At 68.3% G+C, this 20,772-nt stretch carries 13 protein-coding genes and 1 pseudogene; 5 read left to right on the top strand and 9 right to left on the bottom strand.

Features of this window, described 5'->3' with window-relative positions; translation table 11 throughout:
* Nucleotides 1-134 precede the first annotated feature (134 nt).
* A complete protein-coding gene (locus ACFKCF_RS53400; protein WP_394504070.1) occupies nt 135-3,299 on the top strand; it encodes a hypothetical protein in 3,165 nt (1,054 codons plus the stop codon).
* Between the two features lie 341 nt (nt 3,300-3,640).
* Here ACFKCF_RS53400 and ACFKCF_RS53395 read toward each other — a convergent pair whose 3' ends face one another.
* A complete protein-coding gene (locus ACFKCF_RS53395; protein ID WP_394504069.1) occupies nt 3,641-4,231 on the bottom strand; it encodes a recombinase family protein in 591 nt (196 codons plus the stop codon).
* A gap of 211 nt (nt 4,232-4,442) precedes the next feature.
* Here ACFKCF_RS53395 and ACFKCF_RS53390 point away from each other — a divergent pair, with 211 nt between their 5' ends.
* Nucleotides 4,443-7,676: a Tn3 family transposase gene (locus ACFKCF_RS53390; RefSeq protein ID WP_394504067.1), complete on the top strand. Its 3,234-nt coding sequence runs from the start codon at nt 4,443-4,445 to the stop codon at nt 7,674-7,676.
* A 157-nt stretch (nt 7,677-7,833) separates the two neighbouring features.
* Here the strand turns inward: ACFKCF_RS53390 and ACFKCF_RS53385 are convergent, their stop codons facing one another.
* Genes ACFKCF_RS53385 through ACFKCF_RS53375 form a run of 3 tightly spaced genes read right to left on the bottom strand, consistent with a single transcriptional unit; the run spans nt 7,834 to nt 10,588 of the window.
* On the bottom strand, nt 7,834-8,316 hold the full coding sequence (locus ACFKCF_RS53385; RefSeq protein ID WP_394504065.1) for a MarR family winged helix-turn-helix transcriptional regulator: 483 nt from the start codon (nt 8,314-8,316) through the stop codon (nt 7,834-7,836).
* Between the two features lie 59 nt (nt 8,317-8,375).
* Nucleotides 8,376-9,212 (bottom strand): SDR family oxidoreductase, encoded by an 837-nt coding sequence (locus ACFKCF_RS53380; protein ID WP_394504064.1) that lies wholly within the window; start codon nt 9,210-9,212, stop codon nt 8,376-8,378.
* On the bottom strand, nt 9,209-10,588 hold the full coding sequence (locus tag ACFKCF_RS53375) for an FAD-dependent oxidoreductase (protein ID WP_394504062.1): 1,380 nt from the start codon (nt 10,586-10,588) through the stop codon (nt 9,209-9,211). The genes ACFKCF_RS53380 and ACFKCF_RS53375 overlap by 4 nt, the downstream gene beginning before the upstream one ends.
* A gap of 257 nt (nt 10,589-10,845) precedes the next feature.
* Between ACFKCF_RS53375 and ACFKCF_RS53370 the strand changes: the two genes are divergently transcribed.
* The gene (locus ACFKCF_RS53370; RefSeq protein ID WP_394504061.1) at nt 10,846-11,949 is read left to right on the top strand and encodes a tyrosine-type recombinase/integrase; all 1,104 of its coding nucleotides are present in this window, start codon (nt 10,846-10,848) and stop codon (nt 11,947-11,949) included.
* 497 nt (nt 11,950-12,446) lie between these two features.
* Here ACFKCF_RS53370 and ACFKCF_RS53365 read toward each other — a convergent pair whose 3' ends face one another.
* Complete coding sequence (locus tag ACFKCF_RS53365; RefSeq protein ID WP_394504059.1) at nt 12,447-13,223, bottom strand: class I SAM-dependent methyltransferase; 777 nt, start codon at nt 13,221-13,223, stop codon at nt 12,447-12,449.
* A 167-nt stretch (nt 13,224-13,390) separates the two neighbouring features.
* Between ACFKCF_RS53365 and ACFKCF_RS53360 the strand changes: the two genes are divergently transcribed.
* Together ACFKCF_RS53360 and ACFKCF_RS53355 are read left to right on the top strand one after the other, a co-directional pair.
* Nucleotides 13,391-14,605, top strand: coding sequence for a sensor histidine kinase (locus tag ACFKCF_RS53360; RefSeq protein ID WP_394504057.1), 1,215 nt, complete (start codon nt 13,391-13,393; stop codon nt 14,603-14,605).
* Nucleotides 14,602-15,228, top strand: coding sequence for a response regulator (locus ACFKCF_RS53355; protein WP_394504055.1), 627 nt, complete (start codon nt 14,602-14,604; stop codon nt 15,226-15,228). The genes ACFKCF_RS53360 and ACFKCF_RS53355 overlap by 4 nt, the downstream gene beginning before the upstream one ends.
* Before the next feature lie 231 nt (nt 15,229-15,459).
* Here the strand turns inward: ACFKCF_RS53355 and ACFKCF_RS53350 are convergent, their stop codons facing one another.
* From ACFKCF_RS53350 to ACFKCF_RS53335, 4 genes and pseudogenes are all read right to left on the bottom strand, one after another.
* Nucleotides 15,460-17,238 (bottom strand): Tn3 family transposase, encoded by a 1,779-nt coding sequence (locus tag ACFKCF_RS53350; RefSeq protein ID WP_394504099.1) that lies wholly within the window; start codon nt 17,236-17,238, stop codon nt 15,460-15,462.
* 823 nt (nt 17,239-18,061) lie between these two features.
* Nucleotides 18,062-18,457 (bottom strand): annotated as a pseudogene (locus tag ACFKCF_RS53345) (DUF4158 domain-containing protein); the annotation flags it as partial.
* 310 nt (nt 18,458-18,767) lie between these two features.
* Nucleotides 18,768-20,009, bottom strand: coding sequence for an RNA polymerase sigma factor (locus ACFKCF_RS53340; protein ID WP_394504053.1), 1,242 nt, complete (start codon nt 20,007-20,009; stop codon nt 18,768-18,770).
* On the bottom strand, nt 20,006-20,329 hold the full coding sequence (locus ACFKCF_RS53335) for a YciI family protein (protein ID WP_394504051.1): 324 nt from the start codon (nt 20,327-20,329) through the stop codon (nt 20,006-20,008). The genes ACFKCF_RS53340 and ACFKCF_RS53335 overlap by 4 nt, the downstream gene beginning before the upstream one ends.
* Between the last annotated feature and the right edge of the window lie 443 nt (nt 20,330-20,772).

Raw genomic sequence — 20,772 nt, 5'->3', positions numbered from 1 at the left:
GTCGAGGGCGCGGGAGCGCTGTCCGATGGGGACATCGCTCCAGCGAGTCCTTCGCGCAGGATCGTACGTCGTGAACGGGATTGAGTAGGGCATACTCAGGCGCCCTCGTCCCCATCCAAAGGACCATGCGGTTCATGGCGACCCTTGTAGAACGTGGAGCGCGAACCCGGCGCCGGGGGTGGATGATCGGCACGCTTGGAGCGCTGCTCTTATCCATCACCCCGGCGCTGGCCATGCCGTCCGCGGCGGCGACGGCGGCCCCGAACCGTTCGCTGACCTTCTCCATCGATTACCTCTTCCAGGTCGAGGACCCAGACGGCGGCGGCCTCGGGGATGGGGACTACTTCCCCAGAGTGCAGATCGGCGACGGCCCGGTGGAGACCGGTCCGAGGATCGAGGACGACGAGTTCGAGCCGCTGGGCCTGCCTGAGGCGCCGAACGGCTGGGTGTTCACCAACGCGAATCTGCCCGGCGACAAGGACACCGTGGACATCACGGTGGCGATGTGGGACTGGGACTCCGGGCTGAACACCGAAGACGACCGGATGGACATCAGCCCCAAGAACAACGACCTCGAACTGAACCTTGTCTACAACTTCAAGACAGGCGCTCTGACCGGGGATGACGACTCCTTCGTGTACGGCAGGCCCTGCAGGCACTCCAACGGCCTGCCGAAGGGGCAGAGCTGCATCGAGGGCGACGGCGACGGCGGATATCCGCTGGCCAACGACGGCAGGGCCACCCGGCTCGGCATCAGCGTCCTCAACGACGTCGACGCGGACGGCATCCCGGACACCGTAGAGATCCACGGCGTCCGTGACCGTACGGGCGCGATGGTCGCGGATCTTCCCGCGATGGGCGCCGATCCGTGCCGGATGAACCTGATCCTGCAGACCGACTTCATGGCCGACGCCACCCCCGCCACCAGGCACTCCCACGAGATAAAGCCGGGCGCGGTCACGCTGGTCCGCGATGTGCTCGACGCGTCCCCGTTCAAGGCGACGAACCCCTGTCCCTACCCCGGAGGAATTCGGCGAGACGGCATCGGCTTCATCCACCGGCCGGGCGTGCGAATCCCTCACCAGCCGTTCATGGGTCTGGAGAACAACGCCGACTTCCGCAACGCCCGCGCCGTCAACCTTCCAGCGGAGCTGGCGCCCTACGCGCACTACACGATCTTCGCTCACGACCTCACCCGCACCGAGGGCGGGAGCACCTTCAACGACCCCGGCACCTCCGGCGAATGCTGCGAACCCACCCGGGACAACAACAAGGACTTCCTCGTCACCCTCGGCACGTGGAGGCTCATCTGCGTCGCGGACTTCGGTCTCGACTACCGAGGGGACGCCACGCTCCAGACCACCCGCTCAGGCGATGACGTGATCAACGGCAACCAGGTCCTCGTCGGAGACAATGGCCGCTGCGATTCGACCAGCGGGCACCCGACGGATCTTCAGGTGCTCACCCCCGGCACGGGGGACGCCGACGCCAGGGTCGGGACCGAGGTCGACCAGGCGGGCACCCTCCTGCATGAGCTCGGGCACGCGCTGGCCCTGCGCCACGGCGGCAATACCAACGAGCACTACAAGCCCAACTACCTCAGCGTCATGAACTACTTCTTCCAGACGGGCATCCCCAACAGCCCGCCGCCGCTGCTGATCGACCACTTCCGCGAGTGGCAGAAGGGCGCGGTACGGCTGGGCTTCTCGAACGGAAGGCTGCCCCAGCTGGTCGAGGGAAGCCTCGCGGAGAACAGCGGCATCTCCGACGGCACCGACTTCACCTTCTGGTGGACCAACAACCGCCGTGTCCCCACCGGGCCGCGGCTCCTCAGATCCGGGCGCGGCAACGGGCCGCTCAACTGGAACGACAGCACCACCCCAGGCACCAACGCGCCGCTCTTCGAAACCACCCCGGTGCCCGTGAACATCAACGGCAGGGACGGGTTGACCACCCTGCACGATCACGACGACTGGTCGGCGATCAGGTTCCGGGGGCCGGGATCTCCGGACGCCAGGGGCTGGGCCTGCAGTGCCTACCCGGCCGGTTCACCGGCCTGCGCCGGGGCGGGCGGCTCCGCCGACAGAGAACTCGACTTCACCACCGTGATCCACCAGGAGATGGCCTTCTTCAACCGCTATGACCCTGACGTCAAGGTCGCCAAGAGCGCGGACAAGGCGGACGCCGAACCCGGTGACACCCTCACGTACCAGGTGAAGCTGGAGAACATCGGCTCGGGAACGGCAGCCTCGATCGAGGTCGTCGACAGTCCGCCCACCGGCCCAGACCAGAAGCGGCAGGTGCCGTACCTCGGGGAGGAAGGCACCAGTACGGAGTCCTTCACCTACGAGATCCCGTGCGAAACCGCTGACGCGGCCGTGCTGACCAACAAGGCGACGGCGACCGCGAAGGACGAGGGCGGCGGAGCCGAGGCGAATACCGGCAACAACACAGCTCAGGCCACGACCAGGGTCCACGCGCCCCGGCTCACCCTGCAGAAGACCGCGTCCGCCACGGTGAACGCCGGTGAGGAGATGAAGATCGACCTCCAGGTCGCCAACGTCGGCAGCGGCACCGCCACCGGGGTGATACTCACCGACACCCTGCCCGCCGACGTTTACTACAGCCAGAGCCTGGACCGGGGATCCGGTCCCAAGCCGAGCAAGGTCACGCGCAACGCGGACGGGACAACCACCCTGACCTGGTCGCAGGAGGCCCTGGCCGGCGGCAAGGAGCTGGCCGTGCAGTTCACGGCGAGACCCAGCCTGCTGTACACGGCCGGCGCGCGGCTGACCGACACGGCCTCCGTGGTGTACGGCAACGCCAAGGGCTGCACCTTCCCCCCGGTCACGGCCTCCGCGAGCACCACAGTCACCGAGGTCACGCCGACGCGTGATCCGCGCTCACACGGCTACTGGAAGACCCACCCGCAGGCGCGCACCTGGGAGTTGCTGGCCCGGGTCCAAGCCACCGATCAGCGGTTCGACGCCTCCGCCAACGGGGAGCTGGAGAACGCCGAGGCGGAAGCCGTACTGAACGCGGGTGGCCCGCAACCGGGCCCGGTGCGGTTCCAGCTCCTGGCGACGCTGCTCGACCTGGCCGCGCGGCAGATCAACGCCTCCACCCGCATCGACTCCGAGCTCTCCCGCAGACTCGGGGCGCGCACGGTCGGTGAAGCGGTGAGGTACGCCTTCGCGACCCTCGCCGAGCCGCTCAACAGCACAACCGCAGGCCGGTACTCCGACACCACTGCCCTGCTGGACGAGATCGTCAACAACCGGAGCGAGGTCTACGAGTAACGAGACTGACTGCGGTGCGAGCGGTGGGTCCACCGTTCGCACCGCAGTCGGGTTGGCCGCGTGCTGATCGAGCCACGATCCTCGCGTGTTCCGTAGCTCGGTGTCGCTGAAGACGGGACCCGAGGCGTTCCCGCATCCGTGCCGGCATCGACATCAGTGACGGCGAGATCCGCCGGCTGCCCACACCTACGCCGACCCTCAGCGGCGGGCGCGGGGCGAGGTCGTCCATCCCATCAGGAACGGGGCCACCACCCGGTGGCGTCCGAGCCAGAGATCGCGGGGCCCCACTCGGGTTCGAGCGACCAGCCCCAAAGTAGCTCTCTGTAATCGCCGTTACGGCCTTAGGGAGTCGGGGTCCGGTCGGTGGGATTGCCCTCGGCAGCGGCTGCGAGGGTTTTGTGGACGATGCCGACGGAGACCTTCACTCCGGCGGCGATGGTACGGATGGATTCCCCGCGCCGGCGACGGTCGAGGATCGCGGCTCGTTTGTCGTCGTCGACCACAGGACGGCGGCCGCCGACCTTGCCTTGCTTGCGGGCCGTCTCCAGGCCGTTCTTGGTCTTGCGGACGATGTCGCGGCGGCGATCCTCGGCCAGGGCGAGGGCCAGGTCGAGGATGAAGGAGCGTTCGGTGTGCTCGCCGACGCCGATGCCCTCCAGCACCTTGACGCCGATGCCCCGCTGGAACAAGTCGTTGAGGACAATCAGTCCTTCGAGGAGATTGCGGCCAAGCCGGTCGACCTCCTGGACGGTCAGCAGGTCGCCCTCGCGGATGTAGGACAGCGCGGTGAGCAGATCGGGCCGGTCCTCGGTGGCGAGCTTGCCGCTGGCCTTCTCCTCGATGACCGTCAGGCAGATCGGATCGAGGGCGTCATGCTGCCGCTGGGTCTTTTGCTTGTCGGTGCTGACGCGGACCAGTCCTATGAGCGCCACGCGAAGCACCTCCGTTCATCAAACGTCACGTGCGAGACATCTGAACGGTAGCAGGGGACGTCGGAAGATGAACGGCAAAATGAACATCCGAACCGGACACGGCGCACCGAGGTCCCCGTTCGGCCGGGTGTCGGCCCTTGGAGTGTGGAGGACCGAAAACGTACGCTAAGCCCGTTCGCCCGGCTCACTGGTAGTGCGTGATCGTCGTTGAGTGAAGGACGTTGGCGTACGTTCCCGTTCCATCGCACACCTCGACGTCGCGGCTGAGTCTGAGGCCGGCGCGAGTTGGGTGACCAGTTGGCGGTCAAGTGGTAACGGTTCGATCGCTCGGGTCACGGTCTGTAGGGCAGCACCCTACTTTGCGTTCATGCCGGTGGATTTCCTGAGCGATGGCGAGGCTGCCCGGTACGGGCGCTTTGCCGGTGCGCCGGGGCGTGTGGAGTTGGAGAAGCTGTTCTTCCTGGACAACGCGGACAAGGCGCTGATCAGGAAGAAAAGGGGCCCGAATAACCGGCTCGGGTACGCCGTCCAGCTAACCAGCGTGCGTTACATCGGCCGGTTCCTGGCCGACCCGCTCGACGGGGTGCCAACTGAGGTGATCGACTATCTGGCCGAACAACTGGGGATCGCGGACGCGTCCTGTCTGAAGCAGTATGCACAGCGGGAGCCGACGCACCGTGAGCATGCCGGGCAGATCCAGGCGAAGCTGGGGCTGAAGGACTTCAGCCAGGCCGAGGCAGAGCTGGAGACGACCCTGGCCGCGCACGCGTGGAACTCCGGGGACGGGCCAACCGCGATGTTTCAGTACGCGGTGCGCTGGCTGCGCGAGAGCGACGTGCTGCTGCCGGGCATCACGACGCTGACCCGGATGGTGGCCCGGATCCGGGAGGAGCAGACCGAGCGGTTATACGCGACTCTGGCTGCGATGCCGACGTCCGAGCAGGTTGAGGCGCTGGAGAACCTGCTGGAGGTGCCGCCGGGCAAGAAGATGACAGAGCTGGAGCGCTGGCGCCAGGGCCCGTCCAAGGCGTCCGGACCCGGGATGGTGAAGGCGCTGCAACTGGTGGAGGAGATCCTCGGCGCCGGACTGGGCCGGTTGGAGCTGGATGCGTCGGTGCCGCTGCGGCGGGTGCTGGAACTGGCCAAGTACGGGCTGACGGTCCGCTCGGCGCAGCTGAAACGTCATCCGGACACGCGCCGGCTGGCCACGCTGGTGGCGACGGCGCGCCGGTTGGAGACCAAGACGATCGACGACGCACTTGAGCTGCTGGATCTGCTGATGGTGACCGAGCTGCTGGGCAAGGCGCACCGTGAGGCCGACAGGCAGAAGGTGAAGAAGCACCCGAAGCTGGCCAAGGCCTCGGCCCGGCTCGCGGCCGTGGTGGAGGTACTGCTGGAGGCCACCGAGTGGGGCGAGGAGGTGCGGCTGTTCGAGGTGTGGGAGATGATCGAGGCGGTTGTGCCGCGCGGGCAGCTGCGCGAGGCGGTGGAGGTGGTCACGGGCATGGTGCCGCCGCCGGACGCCGACGACGACGGCGGCTGGCGAGCGGAGATGGCTGGCCACTACCCGACGGTCTCGGGCTTTGTGAAGCTGCTCACCGGTGCGATCGAGTTCGACGCCAATCCCGAGGGTGAGCGGGTACTGGCGGCGATGAAGGCGCTGCCCGCCGCGCTGGCCTACCGGCCGCGCAACCACTCGGCGAGCCTGCTGCCGGTCCGGTTGATCGACCCTGGGGTGGTGACCGGGGTGTGGCGGCGGCTGGTCTTCGGCCAGCCCGCGCGCAAGGACGGCCTGGCCGACCGCAACTCGTACGTGTTTTGTGTGCTGGAGCAATTCCACCGCAGGCTGAAACGGCGGGAGATCTTCGCGCCGGGCTCCAGCCGCTGGCGCGACCCGAACGCCCAGCTGCTGGAGGGCGCCAAGTGGGAGGCGGTCAAGCACAGCGTGCTGACCGACCTGGGCCTGCCCGAGGACCCCGCCGGCCTGCTGAGCGAGCTGGAAGGTCTACTGGATCAGACTTACCGGGTGGTACGGGCCGGGCTGGCCGCCAACGCCGCGGTAAGCATCGACGACGCCGGGAAGATCCACGTGGCGAGCGTGAAGGCGATCGAGGAACCGCCCAGCCTGATCGATCTGCGCAAGCGCATCGAGGCGATGATGCCCCGAGTGGACATCTCCGAGGCGATCGTGGAGGTGCTCGGCTGGTGCCCGGGCTTCCTGGAGGCACTCACCTCCCCGGCCGGCGGCCAGTCCCACCTCGACGATCTGGACATCTCGGTGGCCGCTTGCCTGACCACCCAGGCGCTGAACATCACGTACACGCCGATCGCCGTCAGGGGTGTGCCAGCGCTGGAGCGGCACCGGCTCGGCTACATCGAGCACACCTACCTGCGGGCCGAGAACCTTACCGCCGCCAACCCGCACCTGATCGACAAGCAGGCCGGGATCGGCTTCGCCCAGGCGTTGGGCGGCGGCCTGGTCGCGGCGATCGACGGGATGCGGTTCGTGGTCCCGGTGCCGTCGGCCTATGCTCGCCCCAACCGCAAGTATTTCGGCCCGAAACGCGGCGTCACCTGGCTCAACATGATCAATGATCAGGCGTTCGGGATCGCGGCGAAGGTGGTGTCCGGCACCGACCGGGATTGCCTGCACGCCTTGGACGTCATCTTCTCCAGCGGGGAGGGCCGCCGCGCGGACATGATCGTGACGGACACCGGATCGTATAGCGACCTCGTGTTCGGGCTGGCGCACCTGCTGGGGCGGCAATACCGGCCCGCGCTGGCCGACCTGCCGGACCAGAAGCTGTGGAAGAGCATGGCCGAGGCCGACTACGGCGCCTTGAACTCCCTGGCGCGCGGGGTGCTGGATCTGCGGAAAGTGCACAAGCACTGGCCGGACATCCTCCGGCTGGTCGCCTCCATCTACACCAGCGAGGTCAGCCCCTACGACGTGGTGCGGATGCTGCAACGCGACGGCCACCCCACGGCGCTCGGCGAGGCGATCAACACCTACGGCCGGATCTTCAAATCGCTGCATGTGCTCCAGTTGATCGACGATGAGGACCTGAGGCGGGACATCAAAGGCATCCGCAACCTGCAGGAAGGCCGCCATTCCCTGGCCGAGAAAGTGTTCCACGGACGCAAGGGCCAGCTGTTCCAGCGCTACCACGAGGGCCTGGAAGATCAGCTCGGCGGCCTGGGAATTGTCCTGAACTGCCTGGTTTTGTGGAACACCCGCTACATCGACGACGCGCTCAACCTGCTGCGCGAGCAGGGCTATCCGGTGCTGGAGGCCGACGTGGCCCGGCTGTCGCCGTTCATCTCCAAGCACATCAACGTACACGGCCGGTACTCCTTCTACCGGCATCAACTCGGCGGGAGCAGGCGCCCACTCCGCGATCCCGACACCGACGAGGTAGACGAGGACGGGGATGAGGATGGCTGACCAGCCGCAGGCGCGGTGGGTTATGACCCAGCGACTCCCGTGCTCGCCATAGCAGGTGCATCACCAGCCCATCATGGCGACCTATGCCTGCCCTGCCCATGCCTGGCGACGGCGTCCGTGAGCACGGCTACGCCACCACGCCCTGGCAGGGTATTGGTCAGGCGTTCTTGGTGATCCGCTGTGCTTGATGTCGCTGTAGTTCGATTTGGTCGGTGACGAAGTTGGTCAGCAGTTTCAGCTGCTGGGGGGTGTATTGCGACAGCTGGTGCTGGGTTTCGGTGATGGTCTGGCTCCACATCTGTTCGGCCCAGCGGAGCGCTTTGTCGCTGGCGGTGATGAGTACGCGTCTGCGGTCGGCGGGGTCTCGTTGCCGTTCGGTGTAGCCGGCTTGGGTGAGCCGGTCGATGGCGAAGGTGAGTGCGGTGGGGGCGATGCCGGCGGTGGCGGCCAGGTCGCCCGCCGCCATCGGGCCGCGGGTGATGAGGCACGACAGGCAGCGGGCGTCGGTGCGATTAAGCCCTAGGGCGGTGCTGACGGCCTGGTCAACCTGGTCGGAGGCGGTCTGCAGGTCGGTGAGGGCTCGCATGAGCTCGGTGATCAGTTGCTGTTGGGTACCGCCTTGCGTGGTGTCGCCGGACAACGCCAACCCCCGGGTTCGTCACGTATCGACAGGTGAGGTGGGGCCAGCGTAGCCGGTGGCTAGCGGAAGTCGGCGGCGTGCTCGCGGGCCCAGTCCGCGAAGGAGTACGGCGGCCTGCCGGTGACTCTTTCGACGGTGTCGGTCGGCGCCGACGGCCGGTGCACCGCAGCGGCGAGCTGGCCGAGCACGGCCTCGACGATCGCGGGGGGCGCGTACCCGGTCATTTGCTCGCGGGCCTGGCCGGCCGGGATGTCTTCCATGCGCAGGGTGCGCCCGATCGCGGCGCCGATCAAGGCGAGCTGGTCGGCGTGGGTGATGGCCTGCGGGCCGGTCAGGACGTATTTGGCGCCGTGGTGGCCGTCCTGGGTGAGCGCGCGGACCGCGACCGCGGCGATGTCCCGCTCGTGGATCGGCACGGTACGGGCCAGCGGGTAGGGGGCGCGCACTACGTCGCCGGCCTTGATCTGGGGCGCCCACTGCAGGCTGTTGCCGGCGAACTCGTTGGGGCGCAGGAACGTCCACTGCATGCCGGTGCGTGCCACGGCGTGCTCGAACGCCGCGTGCACCTCGGCGACCGCGTCCGGTTGATGTTCGACGTCGTCGAGCACGTCGCCGGTGGACAGCACGACGATGCGCTCCACCCCGCAGCGCTCGGCGAGTTCGGCGAACTGCTGTGGGGCGCCGCCCATCGCCATCAGATAGACGGCGCGCACCCCGCGTAGCGCATCATCCAGCTTCTCCGGTTCTCCCAGGTTGCCGCGCACGACCTCGGCCTGCCCGGGGATGGATGCCCGTGCGGGGTCGCGGGTCAGCGCGCGCACCTTGTGCCCCTGGGCGAGCAGCCCGGCCACGACATGCCGCCCGACGCTGCCGGTCGCTCCGGTCACCAAGTTCATCGACGCTCCTCATATGCGGCGGGCATCCGACCGTGCCCTCTGGTGTTTTCCATGGACTTCTGCCAGCGGCGTTTGGCCGCCGGGAGGCGGTTGAAGGCGCGCAGGCCGGTGCGCATCGCGGCCAACAGCACGCGGCCCACCACCGGTGTGTCCAGCGGCAGGGCGCCGCCGAACTGCCTTTTGGACCTGGCCACCAGGTCCCAGGCGTAGCCGTGCATCTGTGCCTCATAAGCCGCCACCGCCTCGATGGGCGACTGCTCGCCGCGGTGTGCCGCGATCAGATGGTGGGCGAGGATCTCCGCATCCCGCAGCGCGGTGTTGGCGCCCACGCCCAGCCCTGGGGTCATGGTGTGGACGGCGTCGCCGATCAGTGTGATGTTGGTGCTCGGCCATGGCCGCATGGGGGCGGTGGTGCGGACCTGGAGCGGAAAGGCCGTGCTCGCGTCTGCGGCGGCGAACAGCGCCCGGAAGCGCGGATGCCAGCCGGTGGTGTGCTGGAGCACGATCTGCTGCAGGTCAGGGCCGGGCAACTGCATGAAGTCGGCCGGCAACAGGCGGCTGGGCGCCGACCAGCCCCACATGATGTAGTCGCGGGTGTTGTCGTATTGCAGGCCCGGCCAGCGGCGGAGCAGTTCGCCGTCGTTGCCGCCGATGCCGTTCTTGAGGTTCCCCTCACGGTCCCACTTGAACTCCATCACGTGGATGATGCAGCCGTATCCCTTGGGCGCGTTCACCAGCGTCACCCCGCGCAGCATCTCCGGGGTGAGCAGGAGTCGGGTCTGGTCGTCCAGCGGCGCCTTGGCGGTGACGCATTGGGCGTCGAGTACCTCCATCTCAGCGTGCGGCAGGTATTGCCGGCGCACCCGGGAGGAGCTGCCGTCGGCGCCGACCAGCACATCACCCCGGACGCTGGTGCCGTCGGCGAAGTGCGCCGTGACAGTTCCGTCGGCGCCGTGCTCGTAGCGGATGAAGGTCTTGCCGAAGTGCACCACGTCCTCGATGCCGGTCAGTAGCACCTGGCGCAGCGTCATCCGGCTGATGGACTTCTCGCTGTCGATCGGGTCGGCGGGCTCGGGGCTGTCCCCGTCGCCCATACGCAGCAACTCGGCCCCGCGCTCGGTGGCAATAGTGAAGAACCGCGGGGTCACGGCCTTGGTAGCCACGAACACCTCGAACAACTCAGCCGGCAGGCAGCCGGCCAGCGCCCGGCTGCCGTCGGGGTCGATGCCCACCCGGTAGCCGAACAGCCCGTCGATGCGAGTGCGGTCGCGTTCGTAGACGGCCACGCTGACTCCGGCCCGCCGTAGGCCTTGCGCCAGGCACAGCCCGCCGGTGCCCGCACCGATGATGATCACGTGAGGTGATGTCTGTGTCATAAACGCTCCAATTACTCCAAATATTGGATTACTTGACGTTAAGGTATCTAATGGAGCGCGTCAACCGCCATCTCTCCGCAGCCCCATACCGGCGGAGGGCCGGCGGCGATCGATCCCGGCGACCGCGGGGACATGAGGCTCGATTCGCTTCAGGAAATGGCCCTTCCGTGAAGTAATCTGGCTCCGTGCCATCCCTCACCCCCAGGTCGACCCCGCCTGCTGAGTACCCTGGTCGGGTCGAAATCACTTCACGAAAGGTGCTTGGTCTGTCCGACGGCCTCGATCCGGCCGACGACAGCCTCACCACCTGGATCGAGCGCTACCTCGATCTGGCCGTACGCGGCGTACGCTCGGCCGAGGTCGCCGCCAAGATCGCCCGTCATCTCGACCGGTTCGCCGGGTGGATCGCCGACGGGCTCGGCCACGACCGGCTCTCGGCCGTCACCGTCCGCGAGGTGACCGCCTGGCGCGACCACCTGGCCACCGCCGGCAACACCGGCCGCGACGGCACGACGGCACCGATGGCCGCCGCCACGGTCAACAACCACCTGGCTCACCTGTCGGCGCTCTTCACCTGGATCTGCGCCCACGCCCCCGCGCAGTTGCTCCATCACGGCGACCCCACCAAGAAGGTGCCCCCGCTGCCACTGCCCGCCCCGCAGCCGCGCGCCCTGACCGCCGCCCAGGTCCGCACCGTCAAGAACATCGTCGATCGGATCGAGACCTTCCACGAGCTCAAGGGCCGTCGCCACCGCGGCGCAGGCAAGGAGCGCCTGCACGCCCACGCCCGCCCCCTCCGCGATCGCGCCATCGTCTACCTGCTGTTCGGCACCGGGCTGCGCCGCGCCGAAGTCGTCGGTCTGGACCTGGACCAGTTGGAGGCGGCCGATCCTGCCGCGTTGCGCCAGGCCAAGGCCGCCCGGCTGCGTGACGTGCGCGGCAAGGGCCGCACCAGCCGCACCGTCTTCCTCAGCCGCGACGCCCGCCAGGCATTGGCCGACTACCTGGAGCTCGAACGCCCTAGCGACGCCGCCGCCAGCACCGGCCCGTCCGCCCTGTTCCTATCGGCCGCCTCCATCGCCGCCCGCCGCCCGAACGGCCGCTTGTCGCCGCGCTCGATCAACACCATTCTCGGGGAGATCGGCCACCTGCACGACGCCCAGACCCCCGACCCGAGCCGCAAGCTCGGCCTGCTGCGTCCGCACGACGCCCGGCACACCTTCGCCTTCCAGCTGTCACAAGCCTCCGGGCACAACCGCGCCGAGCTCGAACGCCGCCTGGGCCATGCCAACGACCGCTACCTGCGCCTGTACACCAACCCACCCGACGACATCGCCGCCAGCTATATCGAAGATCTCTAGGACCTGGAGCAGGGACGGTCCAGGGCGGGGCCACGCTTTCCTCACCGAGGTTGTCGAAGGGGGACCCCAGAACTCGCCACTCCAGGCCGAGGTGAGCACCCACATCGGCAAACATCCCAGGGCCCGTGCGATTGAACGGGAACGTACGCCAACGTCCTCCACTCAACGACGATCACGCACTACCAGTGAGCTGGGCGAACGGGCTTAGCGTACGTTTTCGGTCCTCCACACTCCAAGGGCCGTGTCCTTGGTTGCGTTCGTCAAACGTTCGTTAGATGAACGCGCCGGACACGGCTACGGAAGGTCGTCTGCGTCCGTGGAGCGGGCGTCTGGGAAGGCCCCGGTTGGTGTCAGGCCGTTAGCGGAAGACCGAGATCCGGTCGTTGAGCATGGCGAAGCTGGCGGTGGGGTGCTGCGACGGGGTAGCGGGTTTTGCGGCTTATGCGGCGGCGGATGGGCCGCATACCGACCCACCTACCAAGATCTTCAAGACATTCCTAGCGCCGGTTGGTGACCCGGAGCTTGGACTGGCCGTGCGGGAGTTCCTCCCAGTCCGTCATGAACTGTGCGGTCAGGCCGTGCTTCTCGGCGAGGGCGACAAGCGTCTCGGTACGGTAGTAGAAGTCCTCCCGCAGGACGTGGTGTTCCTTTCCCTCCGTACGGTCGTAGGTGAAGTCGAACCAGCCGCCCGGCGCGAGCACCCGGCCGACGTTGGCCAGGCACTCCTCGATGACCGGGAGCGGCGAGTGCGAGAAGACGCTGTGCGCGTGGACGACGTCGAAGTGGGCGGCGGGCAGGAACCTCAGGGTGAGGTCTCGCACGGGCGTCAGTGTGGGGAGCCGCGTCTCCAGCCCCATCTCCACGATCGTGTCCTGGGCGGCGATGAGGATGTCCGGCGAGATGTCGATGCCGTGGTAGTGGCCAGGCTCCAGGTGCCGGATGAACCGCCAGCCGCCACGCAGGTTGCCGCACCCGATCTCCAGCATGCGGTGCTCGGGGCGCAGACCATGGCCGAGAAGGTAGTCGAACTGCATCGCGCCCAGCGCCAGCCAGCGCTCCCGGTTGCGGCTGCCGACTGCCGCGTCCGGATCCGCGCGGGTGTCGGAGCGCATCACAGCGCGGTAGTAGGCGATGTGGTCGGGGTGACGGTAGCGCAGCCAGGCGTCCCGGGCGGCGCGAGCCAGGTGGCGGGGTACCCGGGCGGGGTGGCGCAGGGCGTAGGCGAGGCGGTGGCGAAGGGTGGAGCGGTCGGCGGTGAGGTTCTTGGCGGGCACGCGCTTCGGTCCTTTCCGAGGTGGCCGGATCCTTGCTGGACAGCATCGGGGCGCGGGCAGGGCGTCCGGTTCGGTCAACTGGAGCTGGTTCAGAAGTGGTTCAGGTGACCCCGATGTCAGCCGATCGGATGATGCGGGTCCCGTGTCGGTCACGCTAGACATGGACGATGGACCGCACCGACCCGGACGAACGCTGGCTGGTCACGATCGTGCACGTCGCGTTCTTCCTGCTGCTCGGCTCCTCGTTCGCCCGCTTCCTGATCCGCGGCCAGGGCGGGGCGCTGACGGGCTGGGTGGTCGCACTGTTCGCGATCTTCTGCCTGCTTTACACCCTCGGGCACTTCCTGGCCCCAGGGCCGCGACCGGGCTCCGCGCCCACCGCCCGCCATCTGGTCTGGCTGGCCTCTGTGTCCGCAGTCTGGCTCGTCCTGGTCGCCCTCGCGCCGAGCGCCACCTGGTGTGCGATGCCTCTGCTGTTCGCCGGTGTGCACGCGCTGCCCTCACGGATCGCAGTGGCGCTGGCCGCCGTACTCACCATTCTGGTCGTCGCCTCCCAGATACGCGTGTCCGCCGGGCCGCTCAACCCCAACATGGTCGTTGCCCCGATCGCCGTCGCCGCGGCCGCCACCGCCGCACTGGTGTATCTCCAGCGGCAGGCGGCCCGGCAGCGCCTGCTGATCGACGACCTGGTCCGGGCCCGTCGTGACCTCGCGGCCACCGAGCGGCGGGCGGGTGTCCTGGCGGAGCGGCAGCGGCTGTCCACAGAGATCCACGACAGCCTCACGCAGGGCCTGTCCAGCCAGCAGATGTTGCTGCAGGCCGCGGAGCGCGTGTGGCTGACGGACCCGGACACGGCTCGCGAGCACATCAGGAAGGCGTCCGGGCTCACTTCGCGCAGCCTTGCCGAGGCCCGCCGTTTCGTGCATGACCTGGCGCCGGCCGACCTCGCCGAGCTTTCCCTCCCCGCGGCCCTGCGCGCGCTCGCCGAGCGGGAGAGCGGCCCGGGCCTCACGGTGGAGTTCCGGCTCGACGGCGACCCGCGCCCTCTCCCGGAACGCACCGAGGCGGCCCTGCTGCGCATCGCCCAAGGCGCGCTGGCCAACGTACGCGAACACGCCGCCGCGACTCGCGCCGCGCTCACCCTGACCTGTCTGGACGACCAGATCTCGCTGGACATCGCCGACAACGGACGGGGTTTCGACGTGGCCGCCCTGCCGGCCGCGGCCCCCGGCCGGGCACGCGGCCACGGGCTGCCGGCCATGCGCATCCGGGCCAGGCAGTCCGGCGGCACGCTCACGGTGGAATCCACGCCGGGCGAAGGCACGGTCGTATCGGTCGCGATCCTTCTGATGCCCGCCCCTCAGAAGGCGCCGGTCGCATGAGAACGCCGATCCGTCTCCTCCTCTGCGACGACCACGTCGTCGTACGGGCCGGGCTGCGAGCCCTGCTGTCGAGCGCCGACGGCATCGAGGTGGTGGGCGAGGCGGGCAGCGGCGATGAGGCGCTCGCCATGGCCGCCCGCACCCACCCGGACGTCGTGCTGATGGACCTTCAACTCGGCGACGGAATGGACGGCGTGACGGCCACGAGGAAGCTGACCGCGGGGGAGGGCCCGCGCGTCCTGGTGCTGACCATGTTCGACACGGACGCCGACATCACGCGCGCGATCGAGGCGGGCGCCACAGGGTATCTGCTGAAGGCGGAACACCCGGAGGAGCTCTTCACGGCGATCCACAGCGCGGCGTCCGGCCGTACGGCCCTGTCGGCTCCGGTGGCCGACCGCCTCCTGGCCCGGATGCGCAGCCCGCGCCCCGCCCTCTCCGAACGCGAACAGGAGATCCTCGGCTACCTCGCCCGCGGCCTGGGCAACCGCGCGATCGGACGGGCCCTGTTCATCAGCGAAGCAACGGTGAAGACCCATCTCGGGAGGATCTACGGCAAGTTGGGGGTGGAGACCAGGGCGGGCGCGGTGGCGGTGGCCAAGGAGCGACGGCTGCTGCCGTGACGCGGGCAACACAGGCGGCCGTGGCCCCGGTCGCTCGCGCCTCTCCTCCAACTCGTCCAGCAGTTCGTCGAGTTCGAGGAACGTGGCGAGGACTACGAGCGGCAAGCCGCCATGCTCGCGGCCATCGACCAGACCACAGGAGCAAGGTGCGAGGGGGCTTGCGCTCGAATTGCTCGATCACGTTTTCGATCATGTTGTGGCGGGCGTTCAACACCCGCTGTTCGCCGCTGGTCAGTTGGGGCGGGTGAGTGAGACGCCCTCCAATTCCAGGTGGCGGCTCATGTCGAGCTCGAACCGCCCGTACAGGTTCAGATGGGACCAGAACAGAGCCGTCAGCCCGCGCCGGTCGGCCGGGCTCAGCCGTTTTCGCCAGACCGGGTCGCGCAGCACGATCTGGATCAGGTGCGTGTTGAGGTAAGTGATGGCGGCGGCGATCAGATGCAGCGCCAGCGCGGAAACTTCAACGTTCTCGCGGTCGTCGCCGGTCAGGTCGCCCGCCTTGCCGTAGAACAGGTCCTTGCTGGCCGAGTTGAAGTTCTCCACCACGTTCAGGCCCTCGCTGATCTCCCTCCTGAGTCCCTCGTCCGCAAGGTAATCACAGATGGAGATCGTTCTGATGACGCGGCCGAGTTCCTCGATCGCCTGGTAGGTGGGATGCTTGGGGCCGCCGCGGGTGAAGCGGCACAGCATCTGGTGGGACTCGGCGGTGCGCAGCCGCAGCGCGGTCGCGTACTTGATCATCTGGTCGTAGTGGCGGGCGATCACATCCCAGTCGATGGTCTTGTTCGACAGCACCGCCTCCAGGCGCGGCCACGCCTCATCCTCGCCGGTCCCGGGCCGATACAGTCGGGCCGAGCCGATGTTCTTCAGCCGCGGCAGCAGCTTGAATCCCAGCAACTCCGAGAAGGCAAACCCGACGATCGAGGCGCCGTGGGTATCGGTGTACTGGCGATCGATCTCCGCATCCGTCAGGTGCCGAAGCAGACCCTCGATCATCGAGGCCACCTCGGAGGCGGTCGTGGAGGTCACCTGGCTGTAGATGCACACCGACCGCCGTTCGACGTGCCAATACACCATGATCCCCGGCCCGTGATAGCGCTGATGCCACTCGGTCATGAAATTCGCCGACCACGACCCGAACTTGCGCGAATCGGACGCGCACGAGGTGCCCTCGCCCCACAGCACAGTATCGCGCGCCTTCAGAGTGGCGTTGACGATCAAGCGGATCGCCTCGCGCAGGTTGTCCCGGTTGATGAACAACCGGCGGGTTCGTCGCAGCGCCGCCTCGTTGTCGATCTGCCCGGGCGGCAGCGCGGCCGCGGCCACGCCGTCGGCCACTCGCTTGATCCCGACGTTCGTCCCCAGCCCGTACAGGCAGAGCAACAGCCGTCGCTGCAGCACCGCCGGGTCGATGACGATTCGCGAGGCCACCGAGGTGAAAGCGTCGGTGTAGTCGGTGACGTGGGCCACGTCTTTGAGCACGTCCAGCAGGTCGATCACGCCCCAGCGGCGGGAGATCTCCGTCTTCAGCGCCTTCAAGCCCCTCGGCTCCTCCTGCTTGCCCAGCGGCGGGACGCTGATCCACGGCTCACCCTTCTTCCGGGTGATCTTCACCCCGCCGGTGGTGTCATTGTGCATCGCCTTGTCCAGCCGGTCGAGGGCGGCGGTGTGGCGGCGCTGCAGGTCGGCGATGAACGCCGCCGGGTCACGGGGCTTTTTCAGGGCCTCGTAGTGCACGTCCCGGTTGTCGTCGAAGTCGGCCGGCAGGTCCGCCTCGGGGTTGCGCCAGATCGTGCCGCCCTCGACCCAGATTTCCCGCCGGCGGATTGCCTTGCGCAGCGCCACAAGAACGCACAGCTCGTACGGGATGCGCTCGATCCGGCCGCGTTCGTCGACCACTGCCTCCTGCCAGTCCTCCGGTACTACATGCTCGATCGGGGCCGTCTCGGCGCGGTCGTAGAAGACGGCCTCGGAGTCGGCGTAGCGGTCCAGCAGCTTCAGTGCGTCCATCACCGGCTGGAAGGTGGGTGTTGTTGCAGTGAAAGTCCAGCGCGCGCAGCAGTTTGGGCAGCCCACGCCGATAGTGGCGCGAGTAGGAGCCACGCAGCTTGACCCGCACCCGCGTACGGAGCTCTTTCTCGTTCGCCTTGGCCTCGGCGATGATGTCGGCCAGCGTGGCCGTGCCCACCACCGGGTAGATCGCCTTGCGGACGAGTTCCTCGGGCAGGTCCAGCGCCGCCTGGGCCAGCTGGGCCAAGATGCCGTACTTGCCCTGCACCCGCCGGAACTCACTGCTCAGCTCGTTCTCGACCTTCTTCTCCGCCCGCACGCTGATCTTGTGCACGAGCTGGATCAGCAGCTCCACCAGCCCGTCGATCATCTCCGCCTTGCGCACCCAGCACAGCGCCGCCAGCAAGGTCAGCCGGATCGGCTCCGGTGCGGCGGCGAAGTCGGACGGGTACATGCGCATCGCCCGTGCCCGCCACGCCTCCACCACCTTCTCCGACACACCCTCGAACAGGCCCTCCGGTAACCCGATGGCCTTGACCCGCTCCAGCTTGACGATCTCGGCCAGCAACGTTTCCAACTGCAGAGGCCCGGGGTCCTCCTTCAGCTCCTGCAGGAAGCTGCGCGCTCCGGCGGCCCCGGCCTCGCCCTCGCCCTCCGGGTCCGGGTCGGGAACCGCGATCAGATCCTCCAGCGCGGCCACCGCCGAGACCGGCAACCTCCGCGTCGTGGTGGCGGTGAATTCCCGCTCGAACAACGCCTCGGCCGCACCGGCCAGCCGCTCGATCTGCTTGGGCGTGGGCGGCTCGGTTCGCTCCTCGCGGCAGCGGGCCAGCAGCGCGGCACGCAGCCGCTCCCGCGACGTCTCCACCGGGCACATCTTGTCGGCCAGCCAGAACGTCAGTTTGTCCTCATCGGCCACCGTCGGCTCTCGAAAGCCGTGGAACCGGCGGACCTGCGCCCGGTGATACTCGATCGTGCTACCCGACCAGCGGTACTCGGCGAACCGGGCGGCATCGACCTTCACCTGGCCGGCCATGTAGTCGACCGCGGCCTTCGGCACGTCCTCCCGGCGCGGAAAACGGCCTTCCAGCTCGAAGAACTTCAGTATCAGCGCGAACCCGAGACGGGTGGCACCGCTCTTATTCGCCAGTAACTCGACCTCGGCCTCATCCAATGTCCAGCACTCGATGAGGTCTTCCAGCTCCCACTCTCTGCGCATCGACAGGGACCCTTCTCCCCCGATCGCACTGAAGATTCGCAAGCACCCTGCTCCGCACAGATGTCGCTACGGTCTGGTACTGCTCATCCGTGACCGCTACGTGGCGATCCTGAGACATTACAGACAGCTAGTTTGGGGCCGGTCGCATGGACCCGAGTGAGGGGCCATCGCCGCAGCGTACCGCCGTACGTGTCGATGGGCCGACCCGCGGCCTTGCCCCGGGGCGGCGGTCCGGGCGGCTGGTGTTTCGGTGGGGGATCGCCTTGGGGAACACCCACCGGACCTCCCGCGCGAGATGAGTCCGTGGGCGCTACCGCAGTTGGTCGCGGCGGCGGGTCAGGGAGGCGGTCTCGGCGGTGTTGCCCGCCAGCTCGATGGCTTTGTCGTAGGCCGCGCGCGACTCATGACCGCGGCCCAGCCGGCGCAGCAGGTCGGCGCGGGTGGCGTGGTAAGCGTGGTAGCCGGCCAACCTGGGCTCAAGACGGTCGACGACCGCCAGCGCCGCCTCCGGGCCGTCGAGCTCGGCGACCGCGATGGCCCGGTTGAGGGTGATGATCGGCGAGGGGTCGAGGCGGACGAGCTGGTCGTAGAGGGCGAGGACCTGCGACCAGTCGGTGTCGCGGATGTCGCGGGCGGAGGTGTGCACGGCGTTGATCGCGGCGAGGATCTGGTAGCGCCCCGGGGCCGCTCCGGCGGCGGCAGCGGCGAGGCGCTCGCGCACCAGCCGGTGGCCTTCGGCGATCAGTTCCGCGTCCCAGGCGCCGCGGTCCTGCTCGTCGAGAGCGACCAGTTCGCCGCAGGCCGAGACCCGGGCGGGGCGGCGGGCCTCGGTCAGGAGCATCAGCGCCAGCAGCCCGGCCACCTCACCGTCGTCCGGCAGGAGGGCACGGATCAGGCGGGTGAGCCGGATCGCCTCGGTGGTCAGGTCGTGCCGTACGGGATCGGTGTCGGGGCTGGTGGCCAGGTAGCCCTCGTTGAAGACGAGGTAGAGGACGGCGAGGACGCCGGAGACGCGGGCCGGGAGATCGTCGGCGGAGGGCAGCCGATAGGGGATGCGCGCCGCCTTGATCTTGGCCTTGGCGCGGGTGATCCGCTGCCCCATGGCGCTCTCGGCCACCAGGAAGGCGCGGGCGATCTCGGGCATGGTCAGGCCGGCGACCATGCGCAGCGTCAGCGCCACGCGGGTCTCCATCGCCAGTGCGGGGTGACAGCAGGTGAAGATCAACCGGAGCCGGTCGTCGTCGATGGCGCCGACAGGCTCGGGCGGTTCATCGTCATAGACCATCTGAGCCTCCTTCTGCTTGTCGTCGCGCTTGTTCTCGCGCCGGATCCGGTCGATGGCCTTGCGGTTGGCGGTGGTGGTCAGCCAGGCGCCCGGATTGGGCGGTACGCCGTCGGCCGGCCACCGCTGGACGGCGGTCGCGAACGCCTCGGCCGCCGCCTCCTCGGCGATGTCGAGGTCACCGAAGCGCCTGGTCAGGGAGGCGACCACCCGTGCCCACTCCTCATGGTGCGCCTGGGTGATCGCCTCACGGACGTCGATCCTCTTCACAGGAACGGCCGCACCTCGACTTTCCGATTGCAGGCCTTCGACCCCTCGGCTTCCAGCTTGAGCGCCACGTCGGGGCCGGCTGCCTCGATGATCCAGAAGCCGGCGAGATACTCCTTCGGCTCCAGGAAGGGCCCGTCGGTGACCATCGTCTCCCCACCCCGGTTGTCGATGACGGTGGCCGTGTTGGGCGAGGCGAGGCCGCCGGCGAAGACCCAGTGGCCCTCGGCCTGGAGCCGGTCGTTGAACACGTCGATCGCAGCCTGCTCGTCCGGGGTGGCGAGGCCGGCCTGGTCGTGGATCACGGAAACCAGGTACTGCATCTGAAGATCATCTCCTGTGGTGTCAAGACAGTGTGGTACGGGCGGTCGGGGATTTCAAGGCGGTGCATACTGCGGGCGCCCGGCCGGCCGGTAGACCTGGATCGTCACGCCCTTGGAATCGACTCGCGACTCGACCAGGTCGAGCGCAAGATCCGGGCCGGCGTGCGGGAACAACCGCGCGGTCGACCAGATCGTTCTCCAGTAGCCACCGGGTGAGGGTGCCGCTGCCGTGTACCTGCAGCTCACCCCCCTGGCTCGGCCTTCAGGTCCGCGATGGCGGTCGCAAGGTCGTCGGACACGACGGTGGATCGGCGAGGGTGGTCGAGGCCACGTACTTGGGCCGTGTGTTCAACGCCCGCACGACGGGCTCCCAGCCAGGGACATCCTGGACCGTCCAGGTCCCCAGGAGCCGGCGAACAGCTCGTAGATCCGCCGGCCGAACA

It is taken from the genome of Nonomuraea sp. JJY05 (genome assembly GCF_043496855.1).
In the GTDB taxonomy this organism is placed as follows: domain Bacteria; phylum Actinomycetota; class Actinomycetes; order Streptosporangiales; family Streptosporangiaceae; genus Nonomuraea.
Note: the sequence above shows the minus strand (reverse complement) of the source record. Positions and strands in the feature narration are given on the sequence as shown.

Bases quoted from the DNA above. Each gene is read 5' to 3' on its own strand.
- ACFKCF_RS53355 (WP_394504055.1), top strand. From the start codon at position 14,602: ATGAGAACGCCGATCCGTCTCCTCCTCTGCGACGACCACGTCGTCGTA.
- ACFKCF_RS53360 (WP_394504057.1), top strand. From the start codon at position 13,391: ATGGACCGCACCGACCCGGACGAACGCTGGCTGGTCACGATCGTGCAC.
- ACFKCF_RS53375 (WP_394504062.1), bottom strand. From the start codon at position 10,588: ATGACACAGACATCACCTCACGTGATCATCATCGGTGCGGGCACCGGC.
- ACFKCF_RS53335 (WP_394504051.1), bottom strand. From the start codon at position 20,329: ATGCAGTACCTGGTTTCCGTGATCCACGACCAGGCCGGCCTCGCCACC.
- ACFKCF_RS53350 (WP_394504099.1), bottom strand. From the start codon at position 17,238: ATGGACGCACTGAAGCTGCTGGACCGCTACGCCGACTCCGAGGCCGTC.
- ACFKCF_RS53400 (WP_394504070.1), top strand. From the start codon at position 135: ATGGCGACCCTTGTAGAACGTGGAGCGCGAACCCGGCGCCGGGGGTGG.
- ACFKCF_RS53380 (WP_394504064.1), bottom strand. From the start codon at position 9,212: ATGAACTTGGTGACCGGAGCGACCGGCAGCGTCGGGCGGCATGTCGTG.